We start from the raw sequence: 26,825 nt of genomic DNA on the forward strand, positions 1-26,825 counted from the left end.
TGTCCCCAGAAGCGTAAAGGGAAATGGGTTCGCCACTCGCAACCGCCGGGTGAGATCCTGAACCAGGTATGTCTACTTCCTTCGCCGACCTCCAGACCGCACTCGGAGGGCTGCCGCTCCGCGACGCCCACCGGCTCGGCCGCCGTCTCGACGGCGCCCGTCGCATCCGCAAGCCCGAGGCCCGGCAGGCCGTGCTGGACGATATCGCCGCCGAGGCGGAGAAGTCCGCCGCCCGCCTGGCACAGCGGGCTGCCCGAATGCCCGAGATCACGTATCCCGAGGCGCTGCCCGTCAGCCAGCGCAAGGACGACATCGCCGAGGCGATACGCGACCACCAGGTCGTGATCGTCGCGGGCGAGACCGGCTCCGGCAAGACCACCCAGATCCCCAAGATCTGCATGGAGCTGGGCCGTGGTGTGAAGGGCATGATCGGCCACACCCAGCCCCGCCGCATCGCCGCCCGCACCGTCGCCGAACGCATCGCGGACGAGCTGAAGACCCCGCTCGGCGAGGCGGTCGGCTGGAAGGTCCGGTTCACCGACCAGGTCAACCCGGACGCGACCTTCGTGAAGCTGATGACGGACGGCATTCTGCTGGCCGAGATCCAGACGGACCGCGACCTCCGCGCGTACGACACGATCATCATCGACGAGGCCCACGAGCGGTCCCTCAACATCGACTTCCTGCTGGGCTACCTCGCCCAGCTCCTCCCGAAGCGCCCGGACCTCAAGGTCGTGATCACCTCCGCGACCATCGATCCCGAGCGCTTCTCCCGCCACTTCGGCGACGCCCCGATCGTCGAGGTCAGCGGCCGTACGTACCCGGTCGAGGTCCGCTACCGCCCGCTGCTCGAAGAGGACCGCGACGACGTCGACCGCGACCAGATCACCGCGATCGCCGACGCCGTCGACGAGCTCCAGTCCGAGGGCCCGGGCGACATCCTGGTCTTCCTCTCCGGTGAGCGCGAGATCCGCGACACGGCGGACGCGCTGAACAAGAAGAACCTCAGACACACCGAGGTCCTCCCCCTCTACGCACGCCTCTCGCACGCCGAGCAGCACCGCGTCTTCCAGCGGCACACGGGCCGTCGTATCGTCCTCGCCACGAACGTCGCCGAGACGTCCCTCACCGTCCCCGGCATCAAGTACGTGATCGACCCGGGCACCGCTCGTATCTCCCGCTACAGCCACCGCACCAAGGTCCAGCGCCTGCCGATCGAGCGGATCAGCCAGGCCAGCGCCAACCAGCGCAAGGGCCGTTGCGGCCGTACGTCCGACGGCATCTGCATCCGGCTGTACGACGAGGACGACTTCATCACGCGCCCCGAGTTCACGGACGCCGAGATCCTGCGTACGAATCTCGCGTCCGTCATCCTCCAGATGACGGCGGCCGGTCTCGGCGACATCGAGAAGTTCCCCTTCATCGACCCGCCGGACCACCGCAACATCCGCGACGGCGTCCAGCTCCTCCAGGAGCTCGGCGCGCTGGACCCCGGGGAGAAGGACCCGAAAAAGCGCCTCACCGAACAGGGCCGCAAGCTCGCCCAGCTGCCCGTCGACCCGCGCCTGGCCCGCATGGTGCTCGAGGCCGACAAGAACGGGTGCGTACGCGAAGTCATGGTGATCGCCTCCGCGCTCTCCATCCAGGACCCGCGCGAGCGCCCGTCCGAGAAGCAGCAGCAGGCGGACCAGCAGCACGCCCGCTTCAAGGACGAGACGTCCGACTTCCTGGCCTTCCTCAACCTGTGGCGCTACGTCCGCGAGCAGCAGAAGGAGCGCGGCTCCTCCAGCTTCCGCCGGATGTGCAAGTCGGAGTACCTCAACTTCCTGCGCATTCGCGAATGGCAGGACATCTACACGCAGCTGCGCTCCGTCGCGAAGCAGATGGGCATCCACGTCAACGAAGAGGACGCGCCGGAGCAGTCCGTGCACACGTCCCTCCTCGCCGGCCTGCTGTCCCACATCGGTCTCAAGGACACGGACAAGAACGAGTACCTCGGCGCCCGCAGCGCCAAGTTCGCGATCTTCCCCGGCTCGGCGCTCTTCAAGAAGCAGCCCCGCTTCATCATGTCCGCCGAGCTCGTCGAGACGTCCCGCCTGTGGGCGAGGGTCAACGCGAAGATCGAGCCGGAGTGGATCGAGCCGCTCGCCCAGCACCTCCTCAAGCGCACGTACAGCGAGCCGCACTGGGAGAAGGACCAGGCCGCCGTCATGGCGTACGAGAGGGTGACGCTGTACGGCGTCCCGATCGTCGCCCAGCACAAGGTCAACTACGGCCGGATCGACCCCGAGACGAGCCGCGACCTCTTCATCCGCAACGCCCTGGTCGAGGGTGACTGGCGTACGCACCACAAGTTCTACGCGGACAACCGCAAGCTGCTCACCGAGGTCGAGGAGCTGGAGCACCGCGCCCGCCGCCGCGACATCCTCGTGGACGACGAGACGCTCTTCGATTTCTACGACCGGCGTATCCCCGAACACGTCGTGTCCGGCGCGCACTTCGACTCGTGGTGGAAGCACAAGAAGCGCGAGGAGCCCGAACTCCTCGACTTCGAGCGCGAGATGCTCATCAACGAGAAGGCCGGGGCGGTCACCAAGGACGACTACCCCGACTCCTGGCGCCAGGGGAAGCTCAAGTTCCGTGTGACGTACCAGTTCGAGCCGGGCGCGGACGCGGACGGCGTGACCGTCCACATCCCGCTCCAGGTGCTCAACCAAGTCACGTCCGAGGGCTTCGACTGGCAGATCCCCGGCCTGCGCGAGGAAGTGGTCACCGAGCTGATCCGCTCCCTCCCGAAGCCGATCCGCCGCCATTACGTGCCTGCGCCGAACTACGCGGCGAAGTTCCTCGATCGCGCCGTACCGCTGCAGGAGCCGCTGCCGCTCACACTCGCCCGTGAGCTGAAGCGGATGGTCGGCGTACCGGTCGAGGCGGACGACTTCGACCTGTCCCGCGTCCCGGACCACCTGAAGATCACGTTCCGGATCGTCGACGAGCGCCGCAAGAAGCTCGCCGAGGACAAGGACCTGGAAGCGCTCCGGCTGAAGCTGCGCCCCAAGGCCCGTCAGGCCCTCTCCAAGGCAGCCGCGGCGACGGCGGGCCCCACGGGCGAGTCCATCGAACGTACGGGCCTCACGGACTGGACCATCGGCTCCCTCAGCCGCGTCTTCGAGGCGCGCAGGGCGGGGCAGCCGGTCAAGGCGTACCCGGCTCTCGTGGACCAGGGCGCGAGCGTCGCCGTACGGCTCTTCGACACTGAGGCCGAGCAACAGCAGGCGATGTGGCAGGGCACCCGCAGGCTGATCCTGCTCAACATCCCGGTGAACCCGGCCAAGTTCGCCTCGGACAAGCTCAGCAACCAGCACAAGCTGGCCCTGTCCCGCAATCCGCACGGTTCGATCCAGGCCCTCTTCGACGACTGCGCGACGGCGGCGGCGGACAAGCTGATCGCGGACCACGGCGGTCCGGCCTGGGACGAGGAATCGTTCCGGAAGCTGTACGACAAGGTCCGCGCCGACCTCGTGGACGCGACCGTACGGACGGTGAACCAGGTCCAGCAGATCCTCGCCGCCTGGCAGGCCTGCGAGCGCCGCCTGAAGGCCGCCTCCAGCCCTGCGCTGCTGGCCAACCTCACCGACGTACGCAACCAGCTGGCAGCCCTTGTGCCGGCCGGCTTCGTCACGAAGACCGGGCTGCGCAGGCTGTCCGACCTGATGCGCTATCTCGTGGCCGTGGACCGCAGGCTCCAGCAGATGCCGACGGCCGTCCAGCGCGACACGACGCGCATGGAGAAGGTCCACGAGATGCAGGACGAGTACGCCTGGCTGCTGGAGCAGCTGCCGCAGGGCAGGCCCGTGCCGCAGGAGGTCCTGGACATCCGCTGGATGATCGAGGAGCTGCGGGTGAGCTACTTCGCGCACGCGCTCGGGACGGCCCAGCCGGTCTCCGACAAGCGGATCGTGAAGGCGATCGACGCGGCGGCGCCGTAACTCCTCCGTCGCCTTGAGTGAGTTCGACCGGACCCTCTGACCTGCTGTACAGTCTGTCTTCGCAACGCCACGCAAAACGGCAGAGCGAATCAAGGTCCTGTGGAGCAGTTTGGAGTGCTCGCCACCCTGTCAAGGTGGAGGCCGCGGGTTCAAATCCCGTCAGGACCGCATAGAATCGATGGCCCGCATCCTCACCGGATGCGGGCCATCGTCTTTGCGTCCCGGAGCTGCCCCCGAGGCCGCGCCCGCGGCCGGAGGCCGCAATCGGACGCAGCAAATCCCGTCAGGACCGCAGTGAATGAAGTACGGAAGGCCGGATCCGCAAGGATCCGGGCCTTCTTGCGTCTTGACGGCGTCACCTGCCGCCGGTAACCAGTCATCAGGGCACCGGGGGTGGGGCCCGCACCTGGAGGTGACGCATGGCGGCATCAACGGCCAGGCACGAGACGCGAGCACTGCTGCGCGCCCATCTGGCGGCCGCGTCCGGCTATCGCCACGTCACACGTCACTGTCCGATCTGCCACCGGCTCCTGAGGCTCGCCATGGAGCCCGAGAGGCCGGAGCCGCCGAAGACCCTCAGGGCGGCCGAGACACCCGCGCCAGCCGACGGCGAAGAGAATTAGCAAGCAGCGCGCCGTGTGACGGGAGTCACCTCACGAGTTTTCGGAACCGGTGGACTTACACCCTCCCTACAACCGCTCAATTTAATATGTGCAATTGCACCCCCTCGCAGGGGGCATTCCGAGGCCGGGAGGGGGTCGCGGGCAAGGCACCCAAAAGGCGGCGGACAGCAGGTCAGAGCGGTCGCCGGGTCGCGTCGGGACGCGCCCGGCCGCCCGGGCGCAGGCACAAAAAAGATCGCGCTGGACCCGGCGGAGTCCAGCGCGATCAACGACGCATCCGTCTAGCTTGAATGTGGCGCCTGTTGGGGCAGGCGCCTGTCGTGTGGTGCTCAGGTGGGCGATCCGAGTTGGGGGACCCGGAGAATGCCCGGCAATGCAGGGTTATGCGGTTGTTCAGGCCTCGCTGCGCTGCTGCGGGATCCCCGCAAGCAGTGCGCGGACCTCTGCCTCGCGGTAACGCCGGTGTCCACCAAGAGTGCGGATGGACGTGAGCTTGCCAGCCTTGGCCCAGCGCGTAACCGTCTTCGGGTCCACGCGGAACATCGTGGCAACCTCAGCCGGGGTCAGCAGCGGCTCGGCGTCGGGGGTGCGAGCGGTCATGAGCGGCCTCCTCGGGAGAACCGAACCATCACGGTTCTTTCCTCTAAATTCTGCACCTTGACCCGCGTTGCCCGAAATGGCGGACGCGGGCCGAGTCGGTTATAGGACGAACGGCTTGTCCTCGGCACTACAACTACACCATCCGTCCAGCCACGTCGGCCAAACCGATGGAATTGCCCTCCCAGGTGTTCATCAGCGACGAAGCCGATGGACCATGCCATAGCGGACAGTCACGTCACAGTGACGATCAGTCACAGAGCGATCAGGAGCCACCAGACCCCCCATAGCGTGCAATGCTGAGCATTCCGCCCATAGTTGGACGGAAGGAGCCCTCGCCGGACTCCTTGTCCTATTTTGGCATGAGGGTAGGGGATGGGCGCAAGAGCCCGCTAAGTGCTGTCCGTCACGCTTGAGGGCAAAGGCCCGGATCAGGACCTACGTCCCGACCATTCGGCCCAGCCAGGCCCAGCCGTTCGGCTCAGTTCGCGAACTGGAGCTCGCGCACCGCACGCCACCGCTCGGTCAGCCGCCCGTACGCCTCACCGGCCGCCGCCGCGTCGTCGTCCCGCAGCGCCGCGATCCCCTCGGCCACATCCGCCGCAGAGACGTCCTGGGAAAGATGTGAATCGGAAAGTACGTGGACAAGGCCCCCGTAGTCGAGCTCGACCAGTGAACGGGGGTGGAATTCCTCCAGCCAGCGCCCCACATCCACCAGGCCCGCGCTGAGCGGCTCCCTGGCCGTCGCGTCGAGATGCTCCCGCAGCGCCTTCAGTGCCCGCGCCACCCGCCGCCGCGCCTGCACCATGGGCGTCCGGTAGCGCAGTACGGGCCCGGCATCCCCCTCGCCGGCCTTCACGTACTCCCGCTCGTCCCCCTCGAAGAGGGCGAACCAGCGCACCGGCACGTGCCACACCGAGCTCCTGATCCACGGCCGCGCGTCCGGGTTGCGCTCCAGCCACCGCTCGAAGTCCGCGGAAGCCTGCCGGCGCACCAGGGGCGGCAGCGCCGCGTCCACCATCGGCTCCGGGTAGAGCTCCGGCAGCTCCTCCAGCGCCAGCCAGCCGCGCAGCCGGGTCCGCCAGGGGCAGACGCACACCACCTCGTCCACCTCGGCCACGAACGCGTCGCCGCTCTCGTGCACCGGTACGGGGACGGGCGGGACGGGCAGCAAGTCGGCCAGGGACCGCCTCAGTTCGTCCTGCGCGGTCGGCAGATCCTTGCGCCGGGCATAACTGGCCCAGTGGCTCCGCTCAGGTTCGGGGAAGGCCGCCAGCGGTTCGTACACCCGCAGATACGAGACGTACGGGACGATCACCGATGACGCCTGGGCCACGCCTGCTCCTCGACTCGGACACTCGGACACTCTGACTCGGACGCCCGGACACTCCGAACGGAGACGAATCGTCCCACGCCTACTCCGCCAGGGGGTGATCCTGAACACTGCGGCCACCCGGGGCCCCGCCAGGTCTTACTCTCTTGCCCATCGGCCCTCCCCACCCGTAGGAGGGCATCGCCGCCTCGTACTTGGGAGTCACCACCGTGACCGACGCAACCGACGGCGTCCTGCACACCCTGTTCCGATCGGAACAGGGCGGCCACGAGCAAGTCGTGCTGTGCCAGGACCGTGCCACCGGCCTCAAAGCCGTCATCGCCATCCACTCCACCGCTCTGGGCCCGGCCCTCGGCGGCACGCGCTTCTACCCGTACGCGACCGAGGAAGAGGCCGTCGCCGACGCGCTGAACCTCTCGCGCGGCATGTCGTACAAGAACGCCATGGCCGGTCTCGACCACGGCGGCGGCAAGGCCGTGATCATCGGCGACCCGGAGAAGATCAAGACGGAGGAACTACTGCTGGCCTATGGCCGGTTCGTGGCCTCCCTGGGCGGCCGTTATGTCACGGCTTGCGACGTCGGCACGTACGTCGCGGACATGGACATCGTGGCGCGCGAGTGCCAGTGGACGACGGGCCGCTCCCCCGAGAACGGCGGCGCCGGCGACTCGTCCGTCCTGACCGCCTTCGGCGTCTTCCAGGGCATGCGGGCCTCGGCCCAGCACCTGTGGGGCGACCCGACGCTGCGCGGCCGCAAGGTCGGCGTCGCAGGTGTGGGCAAGGTCGGGCACCACCTCGTCGAGCACCTCCTGCAGGACGGTGCGGAGGTCGTGATCACGGACGTACGGGAAGAGTCGGTACGCCGCGTCACAGAGCGGCACCCGCAGGTGACCGTGGTCGCCGACACCGAGGCGCTGATCCGCGTCGAGGGCCTGGACATCTACGCTCCGTGCGCGCTCGGCGGTGCGCTGAACGACGCGAGCGTGCCCGTGCTCACGGCGAAGGTGGTGTGCGGCGCGGCCAACAACCAGCTCGCCCACCCGGGCGTCGAGAAGGATCTCGCTGACCGCGGCATCCTGTACGCGCCCGACTACGTGGTGAATGCGGGCGGCGTGATCCAGGTCGCCGACGAGCTGCACGGCTTCGACTTCGACCGGTGCAAGACGAAGGCCGCGAAGATCTTCGACACCACGCTGGCGATATTCGCACGTGCGAAGACGGACGGCATTCCGCCGGCCGCGGCGGCGGACAGAATCGCCGAGCAGCGGATGGCGGAGGCACGCCGCCGCTGACCCTGCCGGGGTCCCGCCGGGGCCCTTGAGGGGTTCGGCCCGCCGTCGGCGAGACATGACTCACCCCCGTCGGCGGGTCGGCCCTCAGGAAGAGGTTAAAATCGCAGTTGACCAGCGAGGACGGGGCTTCTCGCGGGTTCTGTAACGAGGCGTTGCATGCGGGCGGCGTACCGTATGGCCGCGGAAGCAGGTACCGTTGATGCCCTACGGACCGGTCTCTCCAAGGGGAGCCCGTTCCGAATCATGAACGCGTGTCAAGACTCTGGGGCCGTCGAGCCCCGTCACCGAGGGGGTCGAGCCATGGGGCGCGGCCGGGCAAAGGCCAAGCAGACTAAGGTCGCCCGCCAGCTGAAGTACAGCAGCGGCGGGACTGACCTGTCGCGTCTGGCCAACGAGCTGGGCGCTTCGACTTCGCAACAGCCGCCTAATGGCGAGCCGTTCGAGGACGACGACGAGGAAGACGACCCGTACGCACAGTACGCGGCTCAGTACAACGATGACGGGGACGAGGACGAAGAGTCCGGTCCTTCGGCACATCGTCGCGGCGCTTGACGCCCGTACGCCTCGAAAGCATGACCACACCGACCCGGTCCTGGGGCCTAGGCCCCGGACCGGGTTCTGTGCTCCCCCGGGTGACTACTTTGCGTAGTCGCCCGTAAGCGTCGCGCCCGTGGCGTTGTCGCCGCGCTCGGTGATTTCTCCCGCGACCCAGGCGTCGACGCCCCGGTCGGCGAGTGTCGCGAGCGCCACATCCACGGACTCCTCCGGGACGACGGCGATCATGCCGACGCCCATGTTGAGGGTCTTCTCCAGTTCGAGCCGCTCGACCTGACCGGCCTTGCCGACGAGGTCGAAGACCGCGCCGGGCGTCCAGGTGGAGCGGTCGACCGTGGCGTGCAGGTGGTCCGGGATCACACGGGCCAGGTTGTTCGCAAGGCCGCCGCCCGTGATGTGGCTGAAAGCGTGCACCTTGGCGGTGCGGGTGAGGGCCAGGCAGTCCAGCGAGTAGATCTTGGTGGGCTCCAGCAGCTCCTCGCCGAGCGTGCGGCCGAACTCCTCGACCTCACGGTCCAGCGACCAGCCGGCGCGGTCGAAGACCACGTGCCGGACGAGCGAGTACCCGTTCGAGTGAAGACCGGAGGACGCCATGGCGATCACCGTGTCACCCGTACGGATACGGTCCGCGCCCAGCAGCTGGTCGTACTCCACCACGCCCGTACCGGCGCCTGCGACGTCGAAGTCGTCCTCGCCGAGCAGGCCGGGGTGCTCGGCGGTCTCGCCGCCGACGAGGGCGCAGCCCGCGAGGACACAGCCCTCGGCGATGCCCTTGACGATGGCCGCGACACGCTCGGGATGCACCTTGCCGACACAGATGTAGTCGGTCATGAAGAGCGGCTCGGCGCCGCAGACGACCAGGTCGTCGACGACCATGCCGACGAGGTCGTGGCCGATCGTGTCGTACACGCCCATCTTGCGGGCGAGGTCGACCTTCGTACCGACGCCGTCGGTGGCGGAGGCGAGCAGCGGGCGCTCGTAGCGCTTGAGGGCGGAGGCGTCGAAGAGTCCGGCGAAGCCGCCAAGGCCGCCAAGGCCCGCGACTTCAGCGCGCTTCGTCTTCTTCACCCACTCCTTCATCAGCTCTACGGCACGGTCGCCGGCTTCGATGTCGACGCCCGCGGCCGCGTAGCTGGCACCGGTGCCCGCGTGCGGAGCACGCCCAGAAGATTCAGCAGACATTGCTGGGAACTTTCGTGTCGTTCAACAGGGAGCGTTACGGGCGACGGAGCGCTTCGGCGGCCGCGGTGTTCGCCGGACCGGCCGCGAGCTCGGACTCCAGGAGCTGCTTGCCGAGCAGCTCGGGGTCGGGGAGCTCCATCGGGTACTCACCGTCGAAGCAGGCGCGGCAGAGGTTCGCCTTGGGGATGGTGGTCGACTCGATCATCCCGTCGATGGAGATGTACGAGAGCGAGTCGGCGCCCAGCGACTTGCCGATCTCTTCGATCGTCATGCCGTTCGCGATGAGCTCGGCGCGGGTCGCGAAGTCGATACCGAAGAAGCAGGGCCACTTCACCGGCGGGGACGAGATCCGGATGTGGATCTCGGCGGCGCCGGCCTCGCGGAGCATCTTGACCAGGGCGCGCTGGGTGTTGCCGCGGACGATCGAGTCGTCGACGACCACCAGGCGCTTGCCGCGGATGACTTCCTTGAGCGGGTTGAGCTTCAGACGGATGCCGAGCTGGCGGATCGTCTGGGACGGCTGGATGAAGGTCCGGCCGACGTAGGCGTTCTTGACGAGGCCGGAACCGTACGGAATTCCGCTGGCTTCCGCGTAGCCGATGGCCGCGGGGGTGCCTGATTCCGGCGTTGCTATGACCAGGTCGGCTTCGACCGGGGCTTCCTTGGCCAGTTTCCGGCCCATCTCCACACGCGAGAGATAGACGTTGCGGCCGGCGATGTCGGTGTCCGGGCGGGCCAGGTAGACGTACTCGAAGACACAGCCCTTGGGCTTCGCTTCCGCGAATCGGGACGTACGGAGCCCGTTCTCGTCGATGGCGATCATCTCGCCCGGCTCGACCTCGCGGGCGTACGCGGCGCCGCAGATGTCGAGGGCGGCGGACTCGGAGGCCACCACCCAGCCGCGCTCCAGCCGGCCGAGGACCAGCGGGCGGATGCCCTGCGGGTCGCGGGCGGCGTAGAGCGTGCCCTCGTCCATGAAGACGAGGGAGAAGGCGCCCATCACGTCCGGGAGAACCTTTGCGGCGGCTTCCTCAATGGTGAGGGGCTTGCCGTCGTCGTCCGTCTGGCCGGCCAGCAGAGCTGTGACCAGGTCGGTGTCGTTGGTCGCGGCGACCTGCGTCGCGCGGCCGTTCTCCTTGGGCAGCTTGGCGACCATCTCGGCGAGCTGCGCCGTGTTGACCAGGTTGCCGTTGTGACCCAGGGCGATCGATCCGTGCGCGGTGGCACGGAAGGTCGGCTGTGCGTTCTCCCACACCGAGGCTCCGGTGGTGGAGTAGCGGGCATGGCCCACCGCGATATGGCCCTGGAGGGAGCCGAGAGAGGTTTCGTCGAAGACTTGCGAGACCAGTCCCATGTCCTTGAAGACGAGGATCTGGGACCCGTTGCTCACTGCGATGCCCGCGGACTCTTGTCCACGGTGCTGCAGGGCATACAGTCCGAAATAGGTGAGCTTGGCGACCTCTTCGCCGGGAGCCCAGACACCGAAGACGCCGCAAGCGTCCTGGGGGCCTTTCTCACCGGGGAGCAGGTCGTGGTTGAGTCGTCCATCACCACGAGGCACGCCACCGAGTGTAGGCGAGATCGACCACTGGTCCGAATTGGGGATGGCGTCGGGGGCCGGGCGGAGTGCGTCGGCGGGTGACGAGCGGTGTCCGCGTTGACGTCCGGACGCGATTCGGGTGTCCAGGGCGGTGTCCACGGACCGGGACGGTCGCGGCGGACGTCGTGCTTTTCGGCCGGGTCCGCCGCCGCTTCCGCTTCGCTTGTGCCTCCGCTTCCGCCTTGCCGCTACTTGGCGCGAGCGTCCAGGCCGTTGCCGTCCTCTGCGGTGAGGGTCAGGGTGCGGTCGCGCAGCTCATACTTCACCTCGCCGTCGAGGATCTTGAGCAGCGCCCGCTCGGTCTCCATGATCTTGGGCGGGCACATCTTCCTGGTCGTGGCGATCTTGGAGAAGGTGAGCGTGGAGCCGGAGACCTTCGCCTGGCCCGTGACGTTGTTGCAGCCGAGGTTGCCGCCCACGGAGCCGTCCTTGCCGAAGACGAGGTTCGCCTTGCCCGCCACGTCCTTGGGCAGCGACGTGGCGGTGTCGCCGTCGAGCAGCGACTCCACACGCCACTTGGTGCCGACCAGCGGGGCGGCGGCGTCCGGCTTCTCGGCGGTGAGGGCGATCGTGTCGCCCTTGGTCGTGGTCAGCGTCAGTTTGTCGTCCGTGACCTTGGCCTTCAGGGCGCCGCGGAAGGTGCGCTGGAGGTTCTCCTCGAACTTCTGGATGTCCTTCGCGCAGGCCATCTCGGTGGTCTGGCCGGGGCCCACGGTGATCGTGTCGCCCGTGACGTCCACGTCGGCGCCGAACTGGTTGCAGCCGGAGTTGCCGGACGCGCGGGCCTTGCCGTTGCCCTTGCCGTTGTCCCCGTCCTCGTCGATACGGACCGTGGTGCCCTTCGGGGCTGCCAGCTTCTTGCCGTCCACGGTCACGCTGTCGACGGTCCAGTCGACCCCGGCGACCTGGAGGTCCGGCTTTACGGTGCCGTCGCCTCCGGCGTCCGAACCGGACTCCGTGCCGCAGGCGGCCAGGGCGAAGAGGGCCAGGGCGGTGAGGGTGGCGGTGCGGTGCGGGTGGGGGTGGGTTCGCGACGTATCCATGGCGATGTGACGGGGCGAGTGGGGTTTCTGGTTCCAGCGGAACTTTTTCCCTACCCAAGGACCGGCAGCAGCTCCGACAGGTCAGACCGCTCGCCGCTCGCGCTGACCTGCGCATTTTCCAGGGCCGCGCTCCACTCCATCCGCCCCGTGGCCAGGCGGATCCACGTAAGCGGGTCGGTTTCGACCACGTTGGGCGGGGTGCCGCGCGTGTGCCGGGGGCCTTCCACGCACTGCACGACCGCGTACGGCGGAACGCGGACCTCGACCGAGCCGCCGGGTGCTTTCACGGCGAGGGCGTCGGCGAGGAGGCGGGTACAGGCGGCGAGCGCGTGCTTGTCGTACGGGATGCCGAGACCGGTCGCATCGTTCAAGTCGTCGGTGTGGACGATGAGTTCGACGGTACGGGTGACGAGGAAGTCGCCGAGCCGCATGCCGCCGAAGCGTGACGGCACCAGGCGCTCGTCCGAAGTGCCGGGCAGGGCCTCCTGGATGGCTGCGTCGGTCCGCGCGAACAGTTCGCCGGGCTCGGCGCTCGCCGCGATCGCCCTGGTGTCCTCGTCGACCTGCCCGGCGGCGATGACTGTTGCGAACGGCCAGTCCAGCAGGGCGACTTCGCGCCTGACGGGCTCGGGCATGGCGAGGTAACGGGAGACGGTTCCCATGACCATGGCGATGTGGGCGGCGAGATCCCGCACGGTCCAGTCGCCGAGACGGGTGGGCTCTTCCAGCTGCTCGGGCGTGAGGGTGAGCACGGCGGCGCGTACGTGCTCGAACTGCGCGAGTACGGCGGCCCGGGTCTTGGCGGAGTCGTAGCTGCGGGTGCGCTTCTTGGCCGGTGGCATGGGGGCGAGGGTAGTCGGAGACTGGAGAGGCAGGGTTTCCAGCACACCTACGGGTACGAGAGGGGTCGATCAGTCATGGCCGAGCACCCTGACAGCGCCTTGGTTCGCCGGGGTTACGAAGCGTTCACCACGGGAGACATGGACACCGTCGCCTCCCTGCTGACTGCGGACTGTACTCACCACGTGCCCGGCGAGAACCAGATGTCCGGGCACTTCAAGGGCCGGGACAACGTCATGGCCATGTACGGGAAGCTGTTCGAGCTCACCAACGGCACCTTCCGCGTTGAGCTGGACGGCATCTACGCGGACGGCCGGGGACATGTCATGTCCACCCACAAGTGGTACGCCGACCACGGTGATCGGGGCATCGAGATGAGAGGCGGGCTCTTCTTCACCATCGTCGGGGGCAAGATCACCGACATCGACGAATGCATGGAGGACATCGACGAGTCGGACGCCTTCTGGGGCACGGCCACCTAGGGGGTGCCACGGAGCCCCCACCCGGACCAGGTCCGGACGGGGGCTGCCGCAGAGCTGTGCGTCAGGCGAACAGGCCGGGGATCGTCTCCTCGTGCGCCGTACGGACCTCGCCCAGCGCGATGCTGAACTGGCCCTGCACCTCGATCTCATCGCCGTCCACGACACCGATACGGGCCACGGGCAGGCCGCGCGCCCCGCACATGTCGTTGAAGCGGAGCTCCTCGCTGCGCGGCACGGACACGACAGCCCGGCCCGCCGACTCGGAGAAGAGGAAGACGAACGGGTCCAGCCCGTCCGGCACGATCAGCCGTGCGCCCTTCCCGCCCCGCAGGCAGGACTCGGCGACCGCCTGGATCAGGCCGCCGTCGCTCAGGTCGTGCGCCGCGTCGATCATGCCGTCGCGCGAGGCCGAGATCAGGATCTCGCCGAGCAGCTTCTCGCGGTCCAGGTCGACCTTGGGCGGCATGCCGCCCAGGTGATCGTGGATGACCTGGGACCAGGCGGAGCCGCCCAGTTCCTCGTGCGTGTCACCGAGCAGGTAGAGGAGCTGGCCCTCTTCCGCGAAGGCGACGGGCGTACGCCGGGTCACGTCGTCGATCACACCGAGCACCGCGACGACGGGCGTCGGGTGGATGGCGGTCTCGCCGGTCTGGTTGTAGAGCGACACATTGCCGCCCGTCACCGGGGTGCCGAGCTGCAGGCAGCCGTCCGCCAGACCGCGCGTGGCCTCCGCGAACTGCCACATGACGTCCGGGTCCTCGGGGGAGCCGAAGTTGAGGCAGTCGGAGATGGCGAGCGGCTTGGCGCCGGACGCGGCGACATTGCGGTACGACTCGGCGAGCGCGAGCTGGGCCCCGGTGTACGGGTCGAGCTTCGCGTACCGGCCGTTGCCGTCCGTCGCCATGGCCACGCCCAGGTTCGATTTCTCGTCGATACGGACCATGCCCGCGTCCTCGGGCATCGCGAGCACCGTGTTGCCCTGTACGAAGCGGTCGTACTGGTCGGTGATCCATGCCTTCGAGGCCTGGTTCGGGGAGGCGATCAGCTTGAGCACCTGCTCGCGGAGCTCGGCGGAAGTCGCCGGGCGCGGGAGCTTGTTGGCGTCGTCGGCCTGGAGGGCGTCCTGCCACTCGGGGCGGGCGTACGGCCGGTGGTAGACGGGACCCTCGTGGGCCACGGTCCGCGGCGGTACGTCGACGATCTGCTCGCCGTGCCAGAAGATCTCCAGCTGCGAGCCGTCGGTCACCTCACCGATGACGGTGGCGATGACGTCCCACTTCTCGCAGATCTCCATGAACCGGTCGACCTTGCCCGGCTCGACGATCGCGCACATGCGCTCCTGCGACTCGCTCATGAGGATTTCCTCGGGCGAGAGGGAGGAGTCGCGCAGCGGAACGGTGTCCAGCTCCACGCGCATGCCGCCGGAACCGGCCGAGGCCAGCTCGGACGTCGCGCAGGACAGACCGGCGCCGCCCAGGTCCTGGATGCCCGCGACGAGTTCCTCGCGGAAGATCTCCAGGGTGCACTCGATGAGGAGCTTCTCCTGGAAGGGGTCGCCGACCTGGACGGCGGGACGCTTCGCGGGTCCCGTCGACTCGAAGGTCTCCGAGGCCAGCACCGATACGCCGCCGATGCCGTCGCCGCCCGTGCGGGCGCCGTACAAGATGACCTTGTTGCCGGCACCGCTCGCCTTCGCGAGGTGGATGTCCTCGTGCTTCATCACGCCGATGCAGCCGGCGTTGACCAGCGGGTTGCCCTGGTAGCACTCGTCGAAGACGACCTCGCCGCCGATGTTCGGCAGGCCGAGGCAGTTGCCGTAGCCGCCGATGCCGGCGACGACGCCGGGCAGCACGCGCTTGGTGTCGGGGTGGTCGGCCGCGCCGAAGCGCAGTGGGTCGACGACCGCGACGGGCCGTGCACCCATGGCGAGGATGTCGCGGACGATGCCGCCGACGCCGGTGGCCGCGCCCTGGTAGGGCTCGATGTAGCTCGGGTGGTTGTGCGACTCGACCTTGAAGGTCACGGCGTAACCCTGACCGACGTCGACGACGCCCGCGTTCTCGCCGATGCCGACGAGCATCGCGTCGTTCTGCGGGACCTTCTCGCCGAACTGCTTCAGGTGGACCTTGCTGCTCTTGTACGAGCAGTGCTCGGACCACATGACGCTGTACATGGCGAGCTCGGCGCCGGTCGGGCGGCGGCCGAGGATCTCCCGGATGCGCGCGTACTCGTCCTCCTTGAGGCCGAGTTCCTTCCAGGGCTGCCCGACCTCGGGGGTCTCCGCAGCGTGCTTGACGGTGTCCAGAGTCATGCGTTGACCAGCTTCTTCAGGATCGAGGTGAAGAATCCGAGGCCGTCGGTACGTCCCGTGCCGACCAGCGGCTCCACGGCGTGCTCCGGGTGCGGCATCAGGCCGACGACATTGCCCGCGGCGTTGGTGATGCCGGCGATGTCGCGGAGCGAGCCGTTCGGGTTTCCGTATCCGTCAGCGGCTGCGCCGCGGGCCAGATAGCGGAAGGCGACGCGGCCCTCCGCCTCCAGCTCGTCGAGCACGCGCTCGTCGGCGACGTAACGGCCGTCCATGTTCTTGAGCGGGATCCGGATCTCCTGCCCGGCGGTGTAGTCCGCCGTCCAGGCCGTCTCGCTCGTCTCGACGCGCAGCCTCTGCTCGCGGCAGATGAAGTGCAGGTGGTTGTTCTGCAGCATCGCGCCGGGGAGCAGGTGGGCCTCGGTGAGGATCTGGAAGCCGTTGCAGATACCGAGGACGGGCAGGCCCGCCTTCGCCTGCTCGATGATGGTCTCCATCACCGGCGAGAAGCGGGAGATGGCGCCCGCCCGCAGGTAGTCGCCGTAGGAGAAGCCGCCCGCGAGGACGACCGCGTCGACCTGCTTGAGGTCCTTGTCGCGGTGCCACAGCGAGACCGGCTCGGCGCCCGCGATCCGGACGGCCCGCAGGCTGTCCTGGTCGTCGAGCGTTCCAGGAAAGGTGACGACTCCGATACGAGCGGTCACTTCGACTCCTCCACCTTCACGGTGAAGTCCTCGATGACGGTGTTGGCGAGGAACGTTTCAGCCATCTCATTGATGCGGGCGAGGGCGGCGTCATCGACCGGCCCATCGACCTCGAGCTCGAAACGCTTTCCCTGACGTACGTCCGCGATTCCCTCGAAGCCGAGACGGGGCAGTGCACGCTGCACCGCCTGTCCCTGCGGGTCGAGGATCTCGGGCTTGAGCATGACGTCGACTACGACGCGTGCCACTGGCACTCCCGGTGGTGGTGTGGTGCGAAGGCGGTTCCATCAGCGTACCCGCCCAGAAATTCTACGCGGGTAGATATAGGTTGACCCGGATCACGTTCCGGTATCGGCAGCGACAACCGCCGGGAAAATCCGGGGAAAAACGGCCGCCTCCGATTGCGGAAGGACACGCTGACGGAATTAACTGGGCTTCACAATGCAATGCCTCTCGCTGTACAAAGGAATAGCGAAGAAATCAGCATTGCTCCAAAACAGCCGGAAGGCCGGTATCACCGCACGTCAGGCGCGGTGGTGCCGCAGGAAAGGACCGATATCCGTGGCTCAGCGCGTAGTGGTCACGCTCTCCGACGACATCGACGGAGGGGACGCAGCGGAAACGGTCACGTTCGGCCTGGACGGGAAGTCGTACGAGATCGACCTGAATCCCGCCAATGCAAAGAAACTACGCACGGCTCTTGAGCCGTTCGTAGAGGCCGGCCGAAAGCAGTCGAAGTCGGGCAAGGCCTACCGGCACACCGCCGTCGCCCCCGATCCGGCGGCCGTACGCGCGTGGGCGCGCTCGAACCAGATGGACGTGCCGGCTCGCGGGCGCATCCCCAAGAAGGTCTACGAGGCCTTTGCGGAGGCCTCCTGACAGCCCCTGGGGGCAACCGACTTGCATTGCACCCCCGCTCGTCGGCTAGAGTCTGGAACACGCCGAGGGGCGAGGCCGCAAGGCCGGACCTCACGCAGCGTGCGGGTGTAGTTCAGTAGCAGAACATCCCCCTTCCAGGGGGAAGGCGCAGTGTGCAATTCCTGTCACCCGCTCTGCATCGCTTACCAACACACTGATGTGTGTCAGGTATAGTGGTGGCACAAATGCGGACGTGGCTCAGTTGGTAGAGCATCACCTTGCCAAGGTGAGGGTCGCGAGTTCGAATCTCGTCGTCCGCTCAGAGTACGAAGGCCCCGGTCATTGCGACCGGGGCCTTCGTCGTATCTGCCGCCCACCTCTTGGCGTACTGACATTTGTCATGTGCGGTGATGACAGCTCGCACTGCTCCCGGCCGTGATCCGCCGGAAGTCTTGAGGCATGACCATCAACGACCACGTGATCGACGCCGAGGGGCTCCGGCGCACCTACAGCGGCGGCTTCGAAGCCGTCCGCTCGCTCTCCTTCTCCGTGGCGCGCGGCGAGCTCTTCGCGCTGCTGGGCACGAACGGCGCGGGCAAGACCTCGACCCTGGAACTGCTGGAGGGCCTGGCCCGGCCCGACGGGGGCAGCGTCCGGGTGCTCGGCCATGATCCGTACACCGAGCGCGCGAAGGTACGCCCACGGGTCGGCGTAATGCTCCAGGAGGGTGGATTTCCCTCCGAGCTGACCGTGCGCGAGACGGCCCGCATGTGGGCGGGGTGCACCAGTGGGGCGCGGCCGGTGGGTGAGGTGCTTGAGCTGGTGGGGCTCGACAGGCGGGAGAACGTACGGGTCAAGCAGCTGTCCGGCGGGGAGCGGCGGCGGCTGGACCTGGCCATGGCGCTGCTCGGCCGGCCGGAGATCCTCTTCCTCGACGAGCCGACGACGGGGCTTGACGCCGAAGGGCGGCGCGAAACGTGGGAGTTGGTGCGGGACCTGCGGGACGGGGGGACGACCGTACTGCTGACCACGCACTACCTGGAGGAGGCGGAGGAGCTCGCCGACCGGCTGGCGATCATGCACGAGGGGCGGATCGCCGCCGAGGGGCGGGTGGCGGACGTGGTGGGGGCGTATCCGTCGCAGATCTCCTTCCAGCTGCCGGACGGCTACCACCTGGGGGATCTGCCGCCGCTGGGGCAGCTGGGTGTCACCCGGCACGAACTGAGCGGCCGGACGGTGCGGTTGCACACCGACCGGCTCCAGCAGGCCGCGACCGGGGTGCTCGCGTGGGCCGGGGAGCAGGGGCTGGAGCTGCGGGGGCTCGATGTGCGGTCGGCGTCGCTGGAGGAGGCGTTCCTGAACATCGCGCGGGAGGCGAAGGAACCCGGGGCGCAGGAAAGCGGGGCGCAGGAAACGGTGGGCGCCGGCACGGCCGAGAAGGAGGTGGCTGCGCGATGAGCACGGCTGTTGCGGGACGTATGGCGGCGCTGACGCGGGCGGAACTGACCCTGCTCCTACGGCACAAGGCGGTGCTTTTCACGGCGCTGGTGCTGCCCGTCACGATGACGTACGCGATGCGGCCGGTCTTCGACGACATGGACCTGGACGAGGCCGGGATTTCGCTCGGTGCGGCGATGATGCCGATGTCTGTGGCGTTCGTGCTGCTCTTCGGGGTGTACTCGGCGCTCGTCACGGTCTACGTGGTGCGGCGTGAAGAGCTCGTACTCAAGCGGCTGCGGGCCGGGGAGCCGGGCGACGCCGAGATTCTCACCGGAACGGCGGCCGCCACGCTCGTGGCCGGGTTCGCGCAGTGTGTGGTGCTGATGATCGCGGGCGCGGCGGTCCTCGGTATGGAGATGCCCGCCGATCCCCTGTTGGTGGTGACCGGTCTTCTGCTGGGTCTCGTGGTCGCGGGGACGCTGGCAGCCGCCACCACCGCCTTCACCAGGTCCGCCGAGGGCGCGCAGATCTCGATCATGCCGGTGATGCTGGTCTCGATGGTCGGCTCCGGGGTCGTCGTGCCACTGGAGCTGCTGCCGGACAAGATCGCCTCGGTCTGCGAGCTGCTGCCGCTCTCGCCGGTCGTGGAGCTCGTGCGGGGCGGCTGGACTGGGCAGTTGGGGGCGTACGAGGCGCTGGGTGCCGTCGCCACCGCGGTGGCCTGGACCGTACTGTCGGTGTTCGCTGTGCAGCGGTGGTTCCGCTGGGAGCCGCGGCGCTAGGCACTGCGGCACGACGCGACGCTGAGCACGAAGAAAATGCGGGGATGGGGACGGGGACGGGATGAAGTGCTTCTGGGGGAAGCGGAGTCAGGCCGCGAAGCTTGACTTGTACATGCGGGTGACGCTGTATCTGCTGCCGTGGCTCATGTCGGTCGGAGTTCTCACGCCCCTCTCCCAGGGACTGAGCCGCGATCCCGGCGCCGTCGCGCTCGGGCGCGGGCTGCTGGCCCTTTCCGTGGCGCAGTGCGTGGTGGCGATGCACTGCCTCCGCCGAGGGCTGGCGCATTACGTCGGCGGGGCCCCGGCGCCGTGGCGTTCGGCGTCCGTCGCGCTGGTGCTGGGCGGGCTTTCGGCAGGCCTGATCGTCACCCTTCAGGCCACCGGCGGGATCAAGGACGGCTCTGTGATGGGGCAGATGCTGTGGTACGCCCTGCTGACCGCCGCCATGTCGACGTTCATGCTGTCGACGCTCCGGCGTCTGCTGCTCGGGACCGTTGTGGCCGCGGCGCTGGTGGGCGGGGCGCTGGCCGCCACAGGAGCAGGTACCGAACTGACCGCGGGCGGGGTGGCGGGCGTGCTGTTCGTGGCGTTCTTCGCGCTGCTGACCACGCGGTCGTCGGCCTGGTTCATGGCGGTGATCTGGGAGCTGGACCAGGCCCGCGACGTGGCCGCCAGGCTCGCGGTCGCCGAGGAACGGCTGCGCTTCGGGCGCGACATGCACGACGTCATGGGCCGCAATCTCGCCGTGATCGCGCTCAAGAGCGAGCTGGCGGTGCAACTGGCGCGGCGCGGCAGGCCGGAGGCCGCGGAGCAGATGGCCGAGGTGCAGCGCATCGCGCAGGAGTCGCAGCGCGAAGTGCGGGAGGTCGTACGTGGCTACCGCGAGGCGGATCTGCCGGCGGAACTGGAAGGGGCGCGGGGGGTGTTGAGTGCGGCGGGCATCGACTGCCTGATCGACAGGGGCCCGGACGAGGAACTCCCGGCCGGTGTGCAGTCGGCGCTCGGCTGGGTCGTACGGGAAGCGACGACCAATGTGCTGCGGCACGGGGATGCGCGACGGTGCACGGTGCGCCTGACGTCGGGCGGTGGGCTGGCGGTGCTGGTGGTGGAGAACGACGGCGCGGCCGAGGTCTCCGCCGCCTCCGACTCCGGCTCCGGCTCCGGCCTGGCCGGTCTCCGGGAACGCCTCACGGCAGTCGGCGGAACGCTGCGGGCGGGCCCGGCGGGACCTGACGTCTTCCGGCTGACGGCAGAGGTGCCGGTGGCCAAGGCGCTGGGGGTGGCGCTGTGAGTGAGGGGCCTCTGCGGGTGTTGCTGGCCGACGACGAGCACTTGATCCGGGGTGCGCTCGCCGCGCTGCTCGCCCTTGAGGACGATCTTGTCGTCGTCGCACAGGCCGCTTCCGGACCCGAGGCGCTGGCCATGGCCCGGGCGCACCGCCCGGACGTCGCCGTGCTCGATCTGCAGATGCCTGGCGCCGACGGTGTGAGTGTCGCCACAGCTTTGCGGACCGAGCTGCCCGGCTGCCGGTGCATGATCGTGACCAGCCACGGGCGCCCCGGGCACCTGAAGCGGGCGCTGGCGGCGGGGGTGCGGGCGTTCGTGCCGAAGACCGTGAGCGCGCAGCGGCTGGCCGAGATCATCCGGAGCGTACGGGACGGAAACCGTTATGTGGACCCGGAGTTGGCGGCGGATGCCATCGCCGCCGGGGACTCGCCGCTCACCGCGCGCGAGGCCGAGGTACTGGAGCTGGCGGCGGACGGGGCGCCCATCGCGGAGATCGCCGGGCGGGCCGCGTTGTCGGCCGGGACGGTGCGCAATTACCTGTCGTCGGCCGCCTCGAAGCTCGGTGCGGAAAACCGGCATACCGCAGTGCGTCTCGCACGCGAGCGAGGTTGGGTATAGTTGGCCTCGCGCCACGGCGCATGCGGACGTAGCTCAGTTGGTAGAGCGCAACCTTGCCAAGGTTGAGGTCGCCAGTTCGAACCTGGTCGTCCGCTCGGTGAAGTAAGTACGAAGGCCCCGGTCATTGCGACCGGGGCCTTCTGCGTTGCTGCGCCCGGTGCTGCATGACCGGTGCCGCTACGACTGCTACGACCAGTGCGCGCCGGTGAGCAGCTCGTACGCCTCCAGGTACTTCGCCCGGGTCGCGTCGACGATCTCCTGCGGAAGCGCCGGAGGCGGCTGCTCGCTCTTCCTGTCCCAGCCGGAGGCCGGGGAGGTCAGCCAGTCGCGGACGTACTGCTTGTCGTACGACGGCTGCGCGTGGCCCGGCTCCCAGGTGGCGGCGGGCCAGAAGCGGGAGGAGTCCGGAGTCAGCACCTCGTCGGCGATGATCAGGTTCTCGCCCTCGAAGCCGAACTCGAACTTCGTGTCGGCGAGGATGATGCCGCGGTCGCGGGCGATCTCGCGGGCCCGGCTGTACACGGCGAGGGTCGTCTGACGCAGCTGGGCAGCGGTCTCCGCGCCGATCTGGCGGGCCACTTCCTCGTACGAGACATTCTCGTCGTGGTCGCCCACGGCCGCCTTGGTCGCGGGCGTGAAGATCGGCGCCGGGAGCTCCGAGCCGTCCGTGAGGCCCTCGGGGAGAGCCAGCCCGCAGACGGTGCGGGACTCCTGGTACTCGGCGAGGCCGGAGCCGGTCAGGTAGCCGCGGGCGACGCACTCGACCGGGACCATGCGCAGGGACTTGCAGATGAGGGTGCGGCCGGCCCAGTCGGCGGGGGCGCCGGGCGGGAGCTCGGCGGAGATGACGTGGTTCGGGACGAGGTCCGCGAGCTGGTCGAACCACCAGAGCGAGAGCTGGGTGAGCACCCTGCCCTTGTCGGGGATCTCGGTGGGCAGCACCCAGTCGTACGCGGAAATGCGGTCGCTGGCGACCATCACGAGGTCGCCGGCCTCGTTCTGGTAGAGATCACGCACCTTGCCCGTGTGGAGGTGGGTGAGGCCCGGAACCTGAAGCGGCTCGGGCTTTTCTACGAATCCGGACACGGTTCCTCCGCGTAGGTTGATCCAGGAGCGCTACCGATTCTCCCGTATGCGGGCCGGAACCGTCGTGGCGGGTCGGTTTCGGACAGTTCTGCCGGTGCCGTCGGCGTGTCAGTCCCTTTTGCAGATGCGGTCGAGAAGGTTCGCCGTGGCGCGCTGAATACGGGGATCCACATGGCCCGGCCGGTCCAGGGCCGGAGACCAGGCGAACGTCCCCGAGGCGAAAACCAGGGCGCCGCTGGGCGCCCGATAGAGGGACGTCTCCTGGTGGCGGCGGGCGCCGTCGCCGTCCCGGTATGGGGAGTGGGCGAGCAGGATGCGGTCCTGGTGCTCCGGGAGGGTGGTGCGCGGGAAGTACCGGTCGGCCTCGCCCGCGACCAGGCCTTCGATCTCGTCGTTCTCGTGGGCACCGGTGGCCTCCCAGAGCCAGTGATCGGCGTTACGCACGACCATGGGGCTCGGCTCCGGGACCCGGCCGGCGTACTGGATGCCCATCAGCTCCTGCTCGGGGCGGTCCATCTCCCGCCAGAGGGAGGGCTTGCCCGGCCCTCGGCGCTTGCGGCATGTGAGGAGGCGGTCGGCGGTGCCGGAGGGGGACGGGGCGAGCTCGACCTGCCAGTACATGGTGTTGGCGGAGAGGAAGACGAGGGACGTTCCGGTCTCGCGGGCCAGCTCCACGGTGCGGCGCATGGGGACCGACCAGTACTCGTCGTGGCCGGGGAAGACCAGGCCCCGGTAGCGGGTGGGGTCGATGCGGCCGGCGTGCAGGTCGCGGGCGTCGGCGTAGGCGAGGTCGTAGCCGTAGCGCTCGGCCCAGCGGATGAAGTCGTAGGCGTGGCCGACGTGGAGGGGCAGGCCCGCGCCGGCGTACGGGCGGTCGAAGGAGACCGTGGTCGCGGCGTCCTCCTCGCCGAGGAGGCGGCCCATGCTGTCCCACGCGTGGTAGAGGCTGGCGCCGGTGCGGCCGTCCTCCGGATAGAGGTTGTACGCCTGCCAGGTGATGTCGGGCAGGAGCAGCAGCAGGTCGGCGGGGTGGCTGTCGCGGACCGTGAAGGGGATGTGGGAGCGGTAGCCGTCGGCGGTGGTGAGCACGGCGACGTACGCCCCGATGTTCCAGAACTCCGGGATCTGGAGGCGCCACGACATCCACCAGTGGTGGCAGGAGACGGTGCGGTCGGCGGTGAGCGGGGCGGGCTGGACGATGCCGGACAGGCGTGGGCTGGTGGTGATTTTGGCCGCGCCGTCGCCGCCGTAGTGGCCGATCCGGTAGATGTCGACGGAGAACTGCTGGGGCGGGTCCACCGTGATGTGGAAGTCGATCGCCTCGCCGGGGGCGGCCGCGCCGGGCGACGCGAAGCCCTTGATCTGCTGGCGTACGTCGTCGGCGGTGCGGGGGCCGCCGGTGGGGGCGGTGCGGGGCTGCGGGAGCCGGGCTCCGGTGACGGGGTCGCGGTGCTCCGCGCCCTCCGCGTGCTCGACGTATTCGGCGTACCAGGGGATGACCTGCCCGCTGTCGCCGAAGTAGTGCTCGCCGCCGCGCAGCCAGGGCAGTGGGCCCTGGCCGAAGGGATCCGACACGGCGTGCGCGAGGGCGCCCGATTCCCAGCGCCGGATGTACTCAGCCCCCATGCCGCTTCCCTCCCTTTGGCCCCCGAGACAACAGTGGTGCGTCACTTGTCAGCTACCGACCCCCAGCACATCACATAACGCACTCACTCCGTCACCGTTCGTCGCTAATTGACGTGAACGGAAGGTCATCCTCCGCTCCGAGGGGTCGACGGGCGGGGCTGCGGTGGCCCTACGCCACCTCCTGGACCACGGAGGCTGGTGAGATTCGGCCCGGGACTCGGGCGGCTCAGACGAGGCGGACCGGCTTCTCCGGACGTACGCCGACGGAAGCGAGCCAGGAGCGGAGCGGCTCCGCGTCGCCGTCCTCGACGAGGCTCAGGACGCGGCCGCCGAGGTCGGCACGGCGTTCGCCGTCGATCAGGAGGGCGGGGCCGTCGAGCCAGTCCAGGCCGGGCGCCGCTCCGGCGGTGTCGACGGCGGCGCAGCAGACCATGGCGGTGACGTGATCGGCGAGCAGCTCGCGCCCCGTGCGGGGCGGCTGGAGCGGGAAGAGCGGGAGGGGCCCGGTGTCCCAAAGATCGTCGTCCCCGAGCCCGTGCGGTACGGGCGCCGGGGCAGCGGCCTCTTCCCGCGCCACCTCGGCACTGATCCCAGCAGCAAGCGCGTCGCCCGCGTGGCGGGGGTCTGCGGGGTGGCCGGGGTGGGGCTTGTTGGGGTGGGCTGGGGCGCCGGTGTGGCGGGGGTCGCCGGTGTGGTCATCGCCGGTGACGTCTGTGGCTCCGGTACGGGCCGGGTCGCCGGTCCCGGCCGTCGCGCTCTCCTGACCCGAGGCGCTGGTGCGGGCGAGGTCGTCGGTCCCGGCGCCCGCTCGGCCCGGGTCACCGGTGGGTCCTGCGTCGCTGGTGCGCCCGGGGTCGCCGGTGTGGTCATCGCCGGTGGCGTCTGTGGCTCCGGTACGGGCCGGGCCGCCGGTCCCGGCCGTCGCGCTCTCTTGACCCGAGGCGCTGGTGTCGGCGGGGTCGTCGGTCCCGGCGCTCGCTCGGCCCGGGTCACCACCCGGGGCGGCGGTCCGTTCTGCTTTGCCGGTGCGCCCAGGGTCGCCGGTGTGGTCATCGCCCGTGGCGTCTTGCCCCAGTTCGGCGGTCCCGGCCGTGGCGTCCGTCGAGCCGGTGTCGCCAGTACGGTCTGTGCCGTCCGGGGAGCGCGTGCCGTCGGCCGCGTGACCCGTCTCGCCCGTGGCGCCGTCGTGCGCGGACAGGTGGTCCATTACGCGGGCCAGCGTCGGGCCCACGCGGTCGGTGGAGCCGGGTGAGCGGCGTACGCCCATCTTGTCCAGGACTCGGTGCAGCCGGGCTGCGTCCGCGCGCCACTTCCGGTCGACGACCTCTTCCGGGTACTGCTGCCAGTCCACCGGCGACCAGTCCGGCCCCGGCTCCGCGGGCCCCCCGTGGAACAGGCGAGCGGCGAGCAGGGACACGGCCTCGTCCACCGCACCCGGCTCTTCGAGCAGATCGCACGCGGGGCGCTCACCCAGACGGGAGGTGAAGCCCTCGGCGAGGCGGTCGCGCCGCGAGAGTTCCGTGAGCGCGGAGACCACGCCCACATCCAGGCGGGACGGCCAGCGGCCCATGCGCCACGCGGGCAGCGCGACCCGGGTCATCAGCCGGTCCCAGCCCGCGTACGCGAGGCCGACCTGCTCCTGGGCGACGATCCGCAGCCCGTAGTCCACAGCTTGTGCGCGCTCGGACGCGGTGGTCGCGACACCCCGCTCCATCTCCGCGGCGTGCACCCGGCAGCTGCGCAGCAGCAACCGCGCGACCCAGCCGAGGAAACGCAGCGGGATCCGGCGAACCGGACCGAGCCCGGGCCTGGAGGCAACCGCCACCGCCGCGTCCAGGCCACGCACGAAGCGGCGGGCGGCGGCTATGTCGGGGTGCGCGGAGGGGCCCGTACCGGCGACGACCGGGGCGAGCACCGCGCGCAGCTCGGCCACCCGCATCCACCACAGGAAGGGCGAGCCGATGACCAGCACCGGAGCGGCGACCCGGCGCCGCCCGGCGTCCGGTATCGGCGTGGACGCAGAGGCGGAGGCAGAAGCGGACGTGGAAGCTGACGCGGCCGCCGCCGGATGCGTGCGGTCCTCCAGCCAGCTGTCGCAGTCGGGGGTGAGCGCTATCGCGGACGGCGCCGGCACCTCCAGGCGGTCCGCCAGGTCCCGTACGAGCCGGTAGAGATCGGGGGCGGATTCCTCGGCGACCTCCACCGTGGGACTGACGGCGGGCCTCGCCCGTACGATCACGGCCGCGACGGCTGCGGCCACCAGCAGCACCACCACGGCGCACACAGTCACCGCCCAGCGCGCCGCTTCCCAGCCCCCTCCGCCGAAGTGCCCCGTGGCGCCGCCCGCGAGCAGCACGACGGCGACAGCCGCAGGCAGCAGGGCGACAGCCAGCGCTCTGCTGCGAATGCGCAGCACAGCGAGAGCCCTGGAACGCGCGGACTGCGCGCCCATCTCCATTCCCGTACCGGTACCGGACACGGCCGGACGTCACCCCCTTCGCCCTGCGACGGCTTTGCTCACTCCCCCACTGTGGCACCCACCACTGACATCGCAATGTCGGTGGGCCAAGTGCCGGAACG

Annotated in this window: 22 protein-coding genes and 4 tRNA genes; 14 read left to right on the forward strand and 12 right to left on the reverse strand. The window is 69.3% G+C overall.

All coding sequences use genetic code 11. From position 1 onward, the window contains the following. Positions 1-68: 68 nt before the first annotated feature. The 3 genes from hrpA (at position 69) to J7I98_RS42220 (ending at position 4,612) form a co-directional block, all read left to right on the forward strand. Positions 69-3,989: an ATP-dependent RNA helicase HrpA gene (gene hrpA / locus J7I98_RS15865; protein WP_214921351.1), complete on the forward strand. Its 3,921-nt coding sequence runs from the start codon at positions 69-71 to the stop codon at positions 3,987-3,989. 93 nt (positions 3,990-4,082) lie between these two features. Continuing rightward, positions 4,083-4,157 (forward strand) — tRNA-Asp (locus J7I98_RS15870). Positions 4,158-4,408: 251 nt separating this feature from the next. Beyond that, positions 4,409-4,612, forward strand: a complete 204-nt coding sequence (locus tag J7I98_RS42220) for a DUF6274 family protein (RefSeq protein ID WP_214921352.1) — start codon at positions 4,409-4,411, stop codon at positions 4,610-4,612. Positions 4,613-5,005: 393 nt separating this feature from the next. Here J7I98_RS42220 and bldC read toward each other — a convergent pair whose 3' ends face one another. Together bldC and J7I98_RS15885 are read right to left on the reverse strand one after the other, a co-directional pair. Continuing rightward, positions 5,006-5,212, reverse strand: a complete 207-nt coding sequence (bldC, locus tag J7I98_RS15880; RefSeq protein WP_003949541.1) for a developmental transcriptional regulator BldC — start codon at positions 5,210-5,212, stop codon at positions 5,006-5,008. Between the two features lie 478 nt (positions 5,213-5,690). Beyond that, positions 5,691-6,545: a hypothetical protein gene (locus J7I98_RS15885; RefSeq protein ID WP_214921353.1), complete on the reverse strand. Its 855-nt coding sequence runs from the start codon at positions 6,543-6,545 to the stop codon at positions 5,691-5,693. Positions 6,546-6,751: 206 nt separating this feature from the next. On the opposite strand from J7I98_RS15885, the gene J7I98_RS15890 reads away from it, so the two are divergent. Together J7I98_RS15890 and J7I98_RS15895 are read left to right on the forward strand one after the other, a co-directional pair. Beyond that, a complete protein-coding gene (locus J7I98_RS15890; RefSeq protein WP_214921354.1) occupies positions 6,752-7,834 on the forward strand; it encodes a Glu/Leu/Phe/Val dehydrogenase dimerization domain-containing protein in 1,083 nt (360 codons plus the stop codon). Between the two features lie 300 nt (positions 7,835-8,134). Then, positions 8,135-8,386 carry a DUF3073 domain-containing protein gene (locus tag J7I98_RS15895; RefSeq protein WP_214921355.1) on the forward strand — a complete coding sequence of 84 codons (252 nt, stop codon included), beginning with the start codon at positions 8,135-8,137 and terminating at the stop codon, positions 8,384-8,386. An 84-nt stretch (positions 8,387-8,470) separates the two neighbouring features. Here J7I98_RS15895 and purM read toward each other — a convergent pair whose 3' ends face one another. From purM to J7I98_RS15915, 4 genes are all read right to left on the reverse strand, one after another. Beyond that, positions 8,471-9,571, reverse strand: coding sequence for a phosphoribosylformylglycinamidine cyclo-ligase (purM, locus tag J7I98_RS15900; protein ID WP_214921356.1), 1,101 nt, complete (start codon positions 9,569-9,571; stop codon positions 8,471-8,473). Positions 9,572-9,605: 34 nt separating this feature from the next. Further along, positions 9,606-11,132, reverse strand: a complete 1,527-nt coding sequence (gene purF, locus J7I98_RS15905) for an amidophosphoribosyltransferase (RefSeq protein ID WP_214921357.1) — start codon at positions 11,130-11,132, stop codon at positions 9,606-9,608. Positions 11,133-11,359: 227 nt separating this feature from the next. Then, on the reverse strand, positions 11,360-12,214 hold the full coding sequence (locus J7I98_RS15910) for an META domain-containing protein (protein ID WP_214921358.1): 855 nt from the start codon (positions 12,212-12,214) through the stop codon (positions 11,360-11,362). Positions 12,215-12,264: 50 nt separating this feature from the next. Next, entirely contained in the window at positions 12,265-13,056 is a 792-nt protein-coding gene (locus tag J7I98_RS15915; RefSeq protein ID WP_214921359.1) for a maleylpyruvate isomerase family mycothiol-dependent enzyme, read from the reverse strand. Between the two features lie 75 nt (positions 13,057-13,131). Here J7I98_RS15915 and J7I98_RS15920 point away from each other — a divergent pair, with 75 nt between their 5' ends. Continuing rightward, positions 13,132-13,536 (forward strand): nuclear transport factor 2 family protein, encoded by a 405-nt coding sequence (locus tag J7I98_RS15920; protein WP_214921360.1) that lies wholly within the window; start codon positions 13,132-13,134, stop codon positions 13,534-13,536. A 61-nt stretch (positions 13,537-13,597) separates the two neighbouring features. Here the strand turns inward: J7I98_RS15920 and purL are convergent, their stop codons facing one another. Genes purL through purS form a run of 3 tightly spaced genes read right to left on the reverse strand, consistent with a single transcriptional unit; the run spans position 13,598 to position 16,796 of the window. Continuing rightward, positions 13,598-15,847: a phosphoribosylformylglycinamidine synthase subunit PurL gene (gene purL / locus J7I98_RS15925; RefSeq protein ID WP_214921361.1), complete on the reverse strand. Its 2,250-nt coding sequence runs from the start codon at positions 15,845-15,847 to the stop codon at positions 13,598-13,600. Continuing rightward, the gene (gene purQ / locus J7I98_RS15930) at positions 15,844-16,548 is read right to left on the reverse strand and encodes a phosphoribosylformylglycinamidine synthase subunit PurQ (protein ID WP_214921362.1); all 705 of its coding nucleotides are present in this window, start codon (positions 16,546-16,548) and stop codon (positions 15,844-15,846) included. The genes purL and purQ overlap by 4 nt, the downstream gene beginning before the upstream one ends. Then, complete coding sequence (purS, locus tag J7I98_RS15935) at positions 16,545-16,796, reverse strand: phosphoribosylformylglycinamidine synthase subunit PurS (protein ID WP_138898077.1); 252 nt, start codon at positions 16,794-16,796, stop codon at positions 16,545-16,547. Before purS ends, purQ begins: the two co-directional genes overlap by 4 nt. A gap of 313 nt (positions 16,797-17,109) precedes the next feature. Here purS and J7I98_RS15940 point away from each other — a divergent pair, with 313 nt between their 5' ends. The 8 genes from J7I98_RS15940 (at position 17,110) to J7I98_RS15975 (ending at position 21,628) form a co-directional block, all read left to right on the forward strand. Beyond that, on the forward strand, positions 17,110-17,427 hold the full coding sequence (locus J7I98_RS15940; RefSeq protein ID WP_214921363.1) for an Lsr2 family protein: 318 nt from the start codon (positions 17,110-17,112) through the stop codon (positions 17,425-17,427). A gap of 101 nt (positions 17,428-17,528) precedes the next feature. Continuing rightward, a tRNA-Gly gene (locus tag J7I98_RS15945) sits at positions 17,529-17,600 on the forward strand. A 53-nt stretch (positions 17,601-17,653) separates the two neighbouring features. Then, positions 17,654-17,726: transfer RNA gene (locus J7I98_RS15950), tRNA-Gly, on the forward strand. 139 nt (positions 17,727-17,865) lie between these two features. Continuing rightward, on the forward strand, positions 17,866-18,864 hold the full coding sequence (locus tag J7I98_RS15955) for an ABC transporter ATP-binding protein (RefSeq protein ID WP_214921364.1): 999 nt from the start codon (positions 17,866-17,868) through the stop codon (positions 18,862-18,864). Further along, on the forward strand, positions 18,861-19,628 hold the full coding sequence (locus J7I98_RS15960) for an ABC transporter permease (RefSeq protein WP_214921365.1): 768 nt from the start codon (positions 18,861-18,863) through the stop codon (positions 19,626-19,628). Before J7I98_RS15955 ends, J7I98_RS15960 begins: the two co-directional genes overlap by 4 nt. A 112-nt stretch (positions 19,629-19,740) precedes the next feature. After that, on the forward strand, positions 19,741-20,919 hold the full coding sequence (locus tag J7I98_RS15965; protein WP_251020703.1) for a sensor histidine kinase: 1,179 nt from the start codon (positions 19,741-19,743) through the stop codon (positions 20,917-20,919). Further along, positions 20,916-21,533: a response regulator transcription factor gene (locus J7I98_RS15970; RefSeq protein WP_214921367.1), complete on the forward strand. Its 618-nt coding sequence runs from the start codon at positions 20,916-20,918 to the stop codon at positions 21,531-21,533. Before J7I98_RS15965 ends, J7I98_RS15970 begins: the two co-directional genes overlap by 4 nt. A 22-nt stretch (positions 21,534-21,555) precedes the next feature. Continuing rightward, positions 21,556-21,628: transfer RNA gene (locus tag J7I98_RS15975), tRNA-Gly, on the forward strand. 91 nt (positions 21,629-21,719) lie between these two features. Here J7I98_RS15975 and J7I98_RS15980 read toward each other — a convergent pair. The 3 genes from J7I98_RS15980 to J7I98_RS15990 all read right to left on the reverse strand — a co-directional run bounded on the left by J7I98_RS15980 (position 21,720) and on the right by J7I98_RS15990 (position 26,703). After that, complete coding sequence (locus tag J7I98_RS15980; RefSeq protein ID WP_214921368.1) at positions 21,720-22,619, reverse strand: phosphoribosylaminoimidazolesuccinocarboxamide synthase; 900 nt, start codon at positions 22,617-22,619, stop codon at positions 21,720-21,722. Between the two features lie 108 nt (positions 22,620-22,727). Then, the gene (locus J7I98_RS15985; protein ID WP_214921369.1) at positions 22,728-24,245 is read right to left on the reverse strand and encodes a N,N-dimethylformamidase beta subunit family domain-containing protein; all 1,518 of its coding nucleotides are present in this window, start codon (positions 24,243-24,245) and stop codon (positions 22,728-22,730) included. A 226-nt stretch (positions 24,246-24,471) separates the two neighbouring features. Then, positions 24,472-26,703, reverse strand: coding sequence for a hypothetical protein (locus J7I98_RS15990; RefSeq protein WP_214921405.1), 2,232 nt, complete (start codon positions 26,701-26,703; stop codon positions 24,472-24,474). Positions 26,704-26,825: the final 122 nt, after the last annotated feature.

It is taken from the genome of Streptomyces sp. ISL-98 (assembly GCF_018614055.1).
Lineage (GTDB): Bacteria > Actinomycetota > Actinomycetes > Streptomycetales > Streptomycetaceae > Streptomyces > Streptomyces spiramyceticus.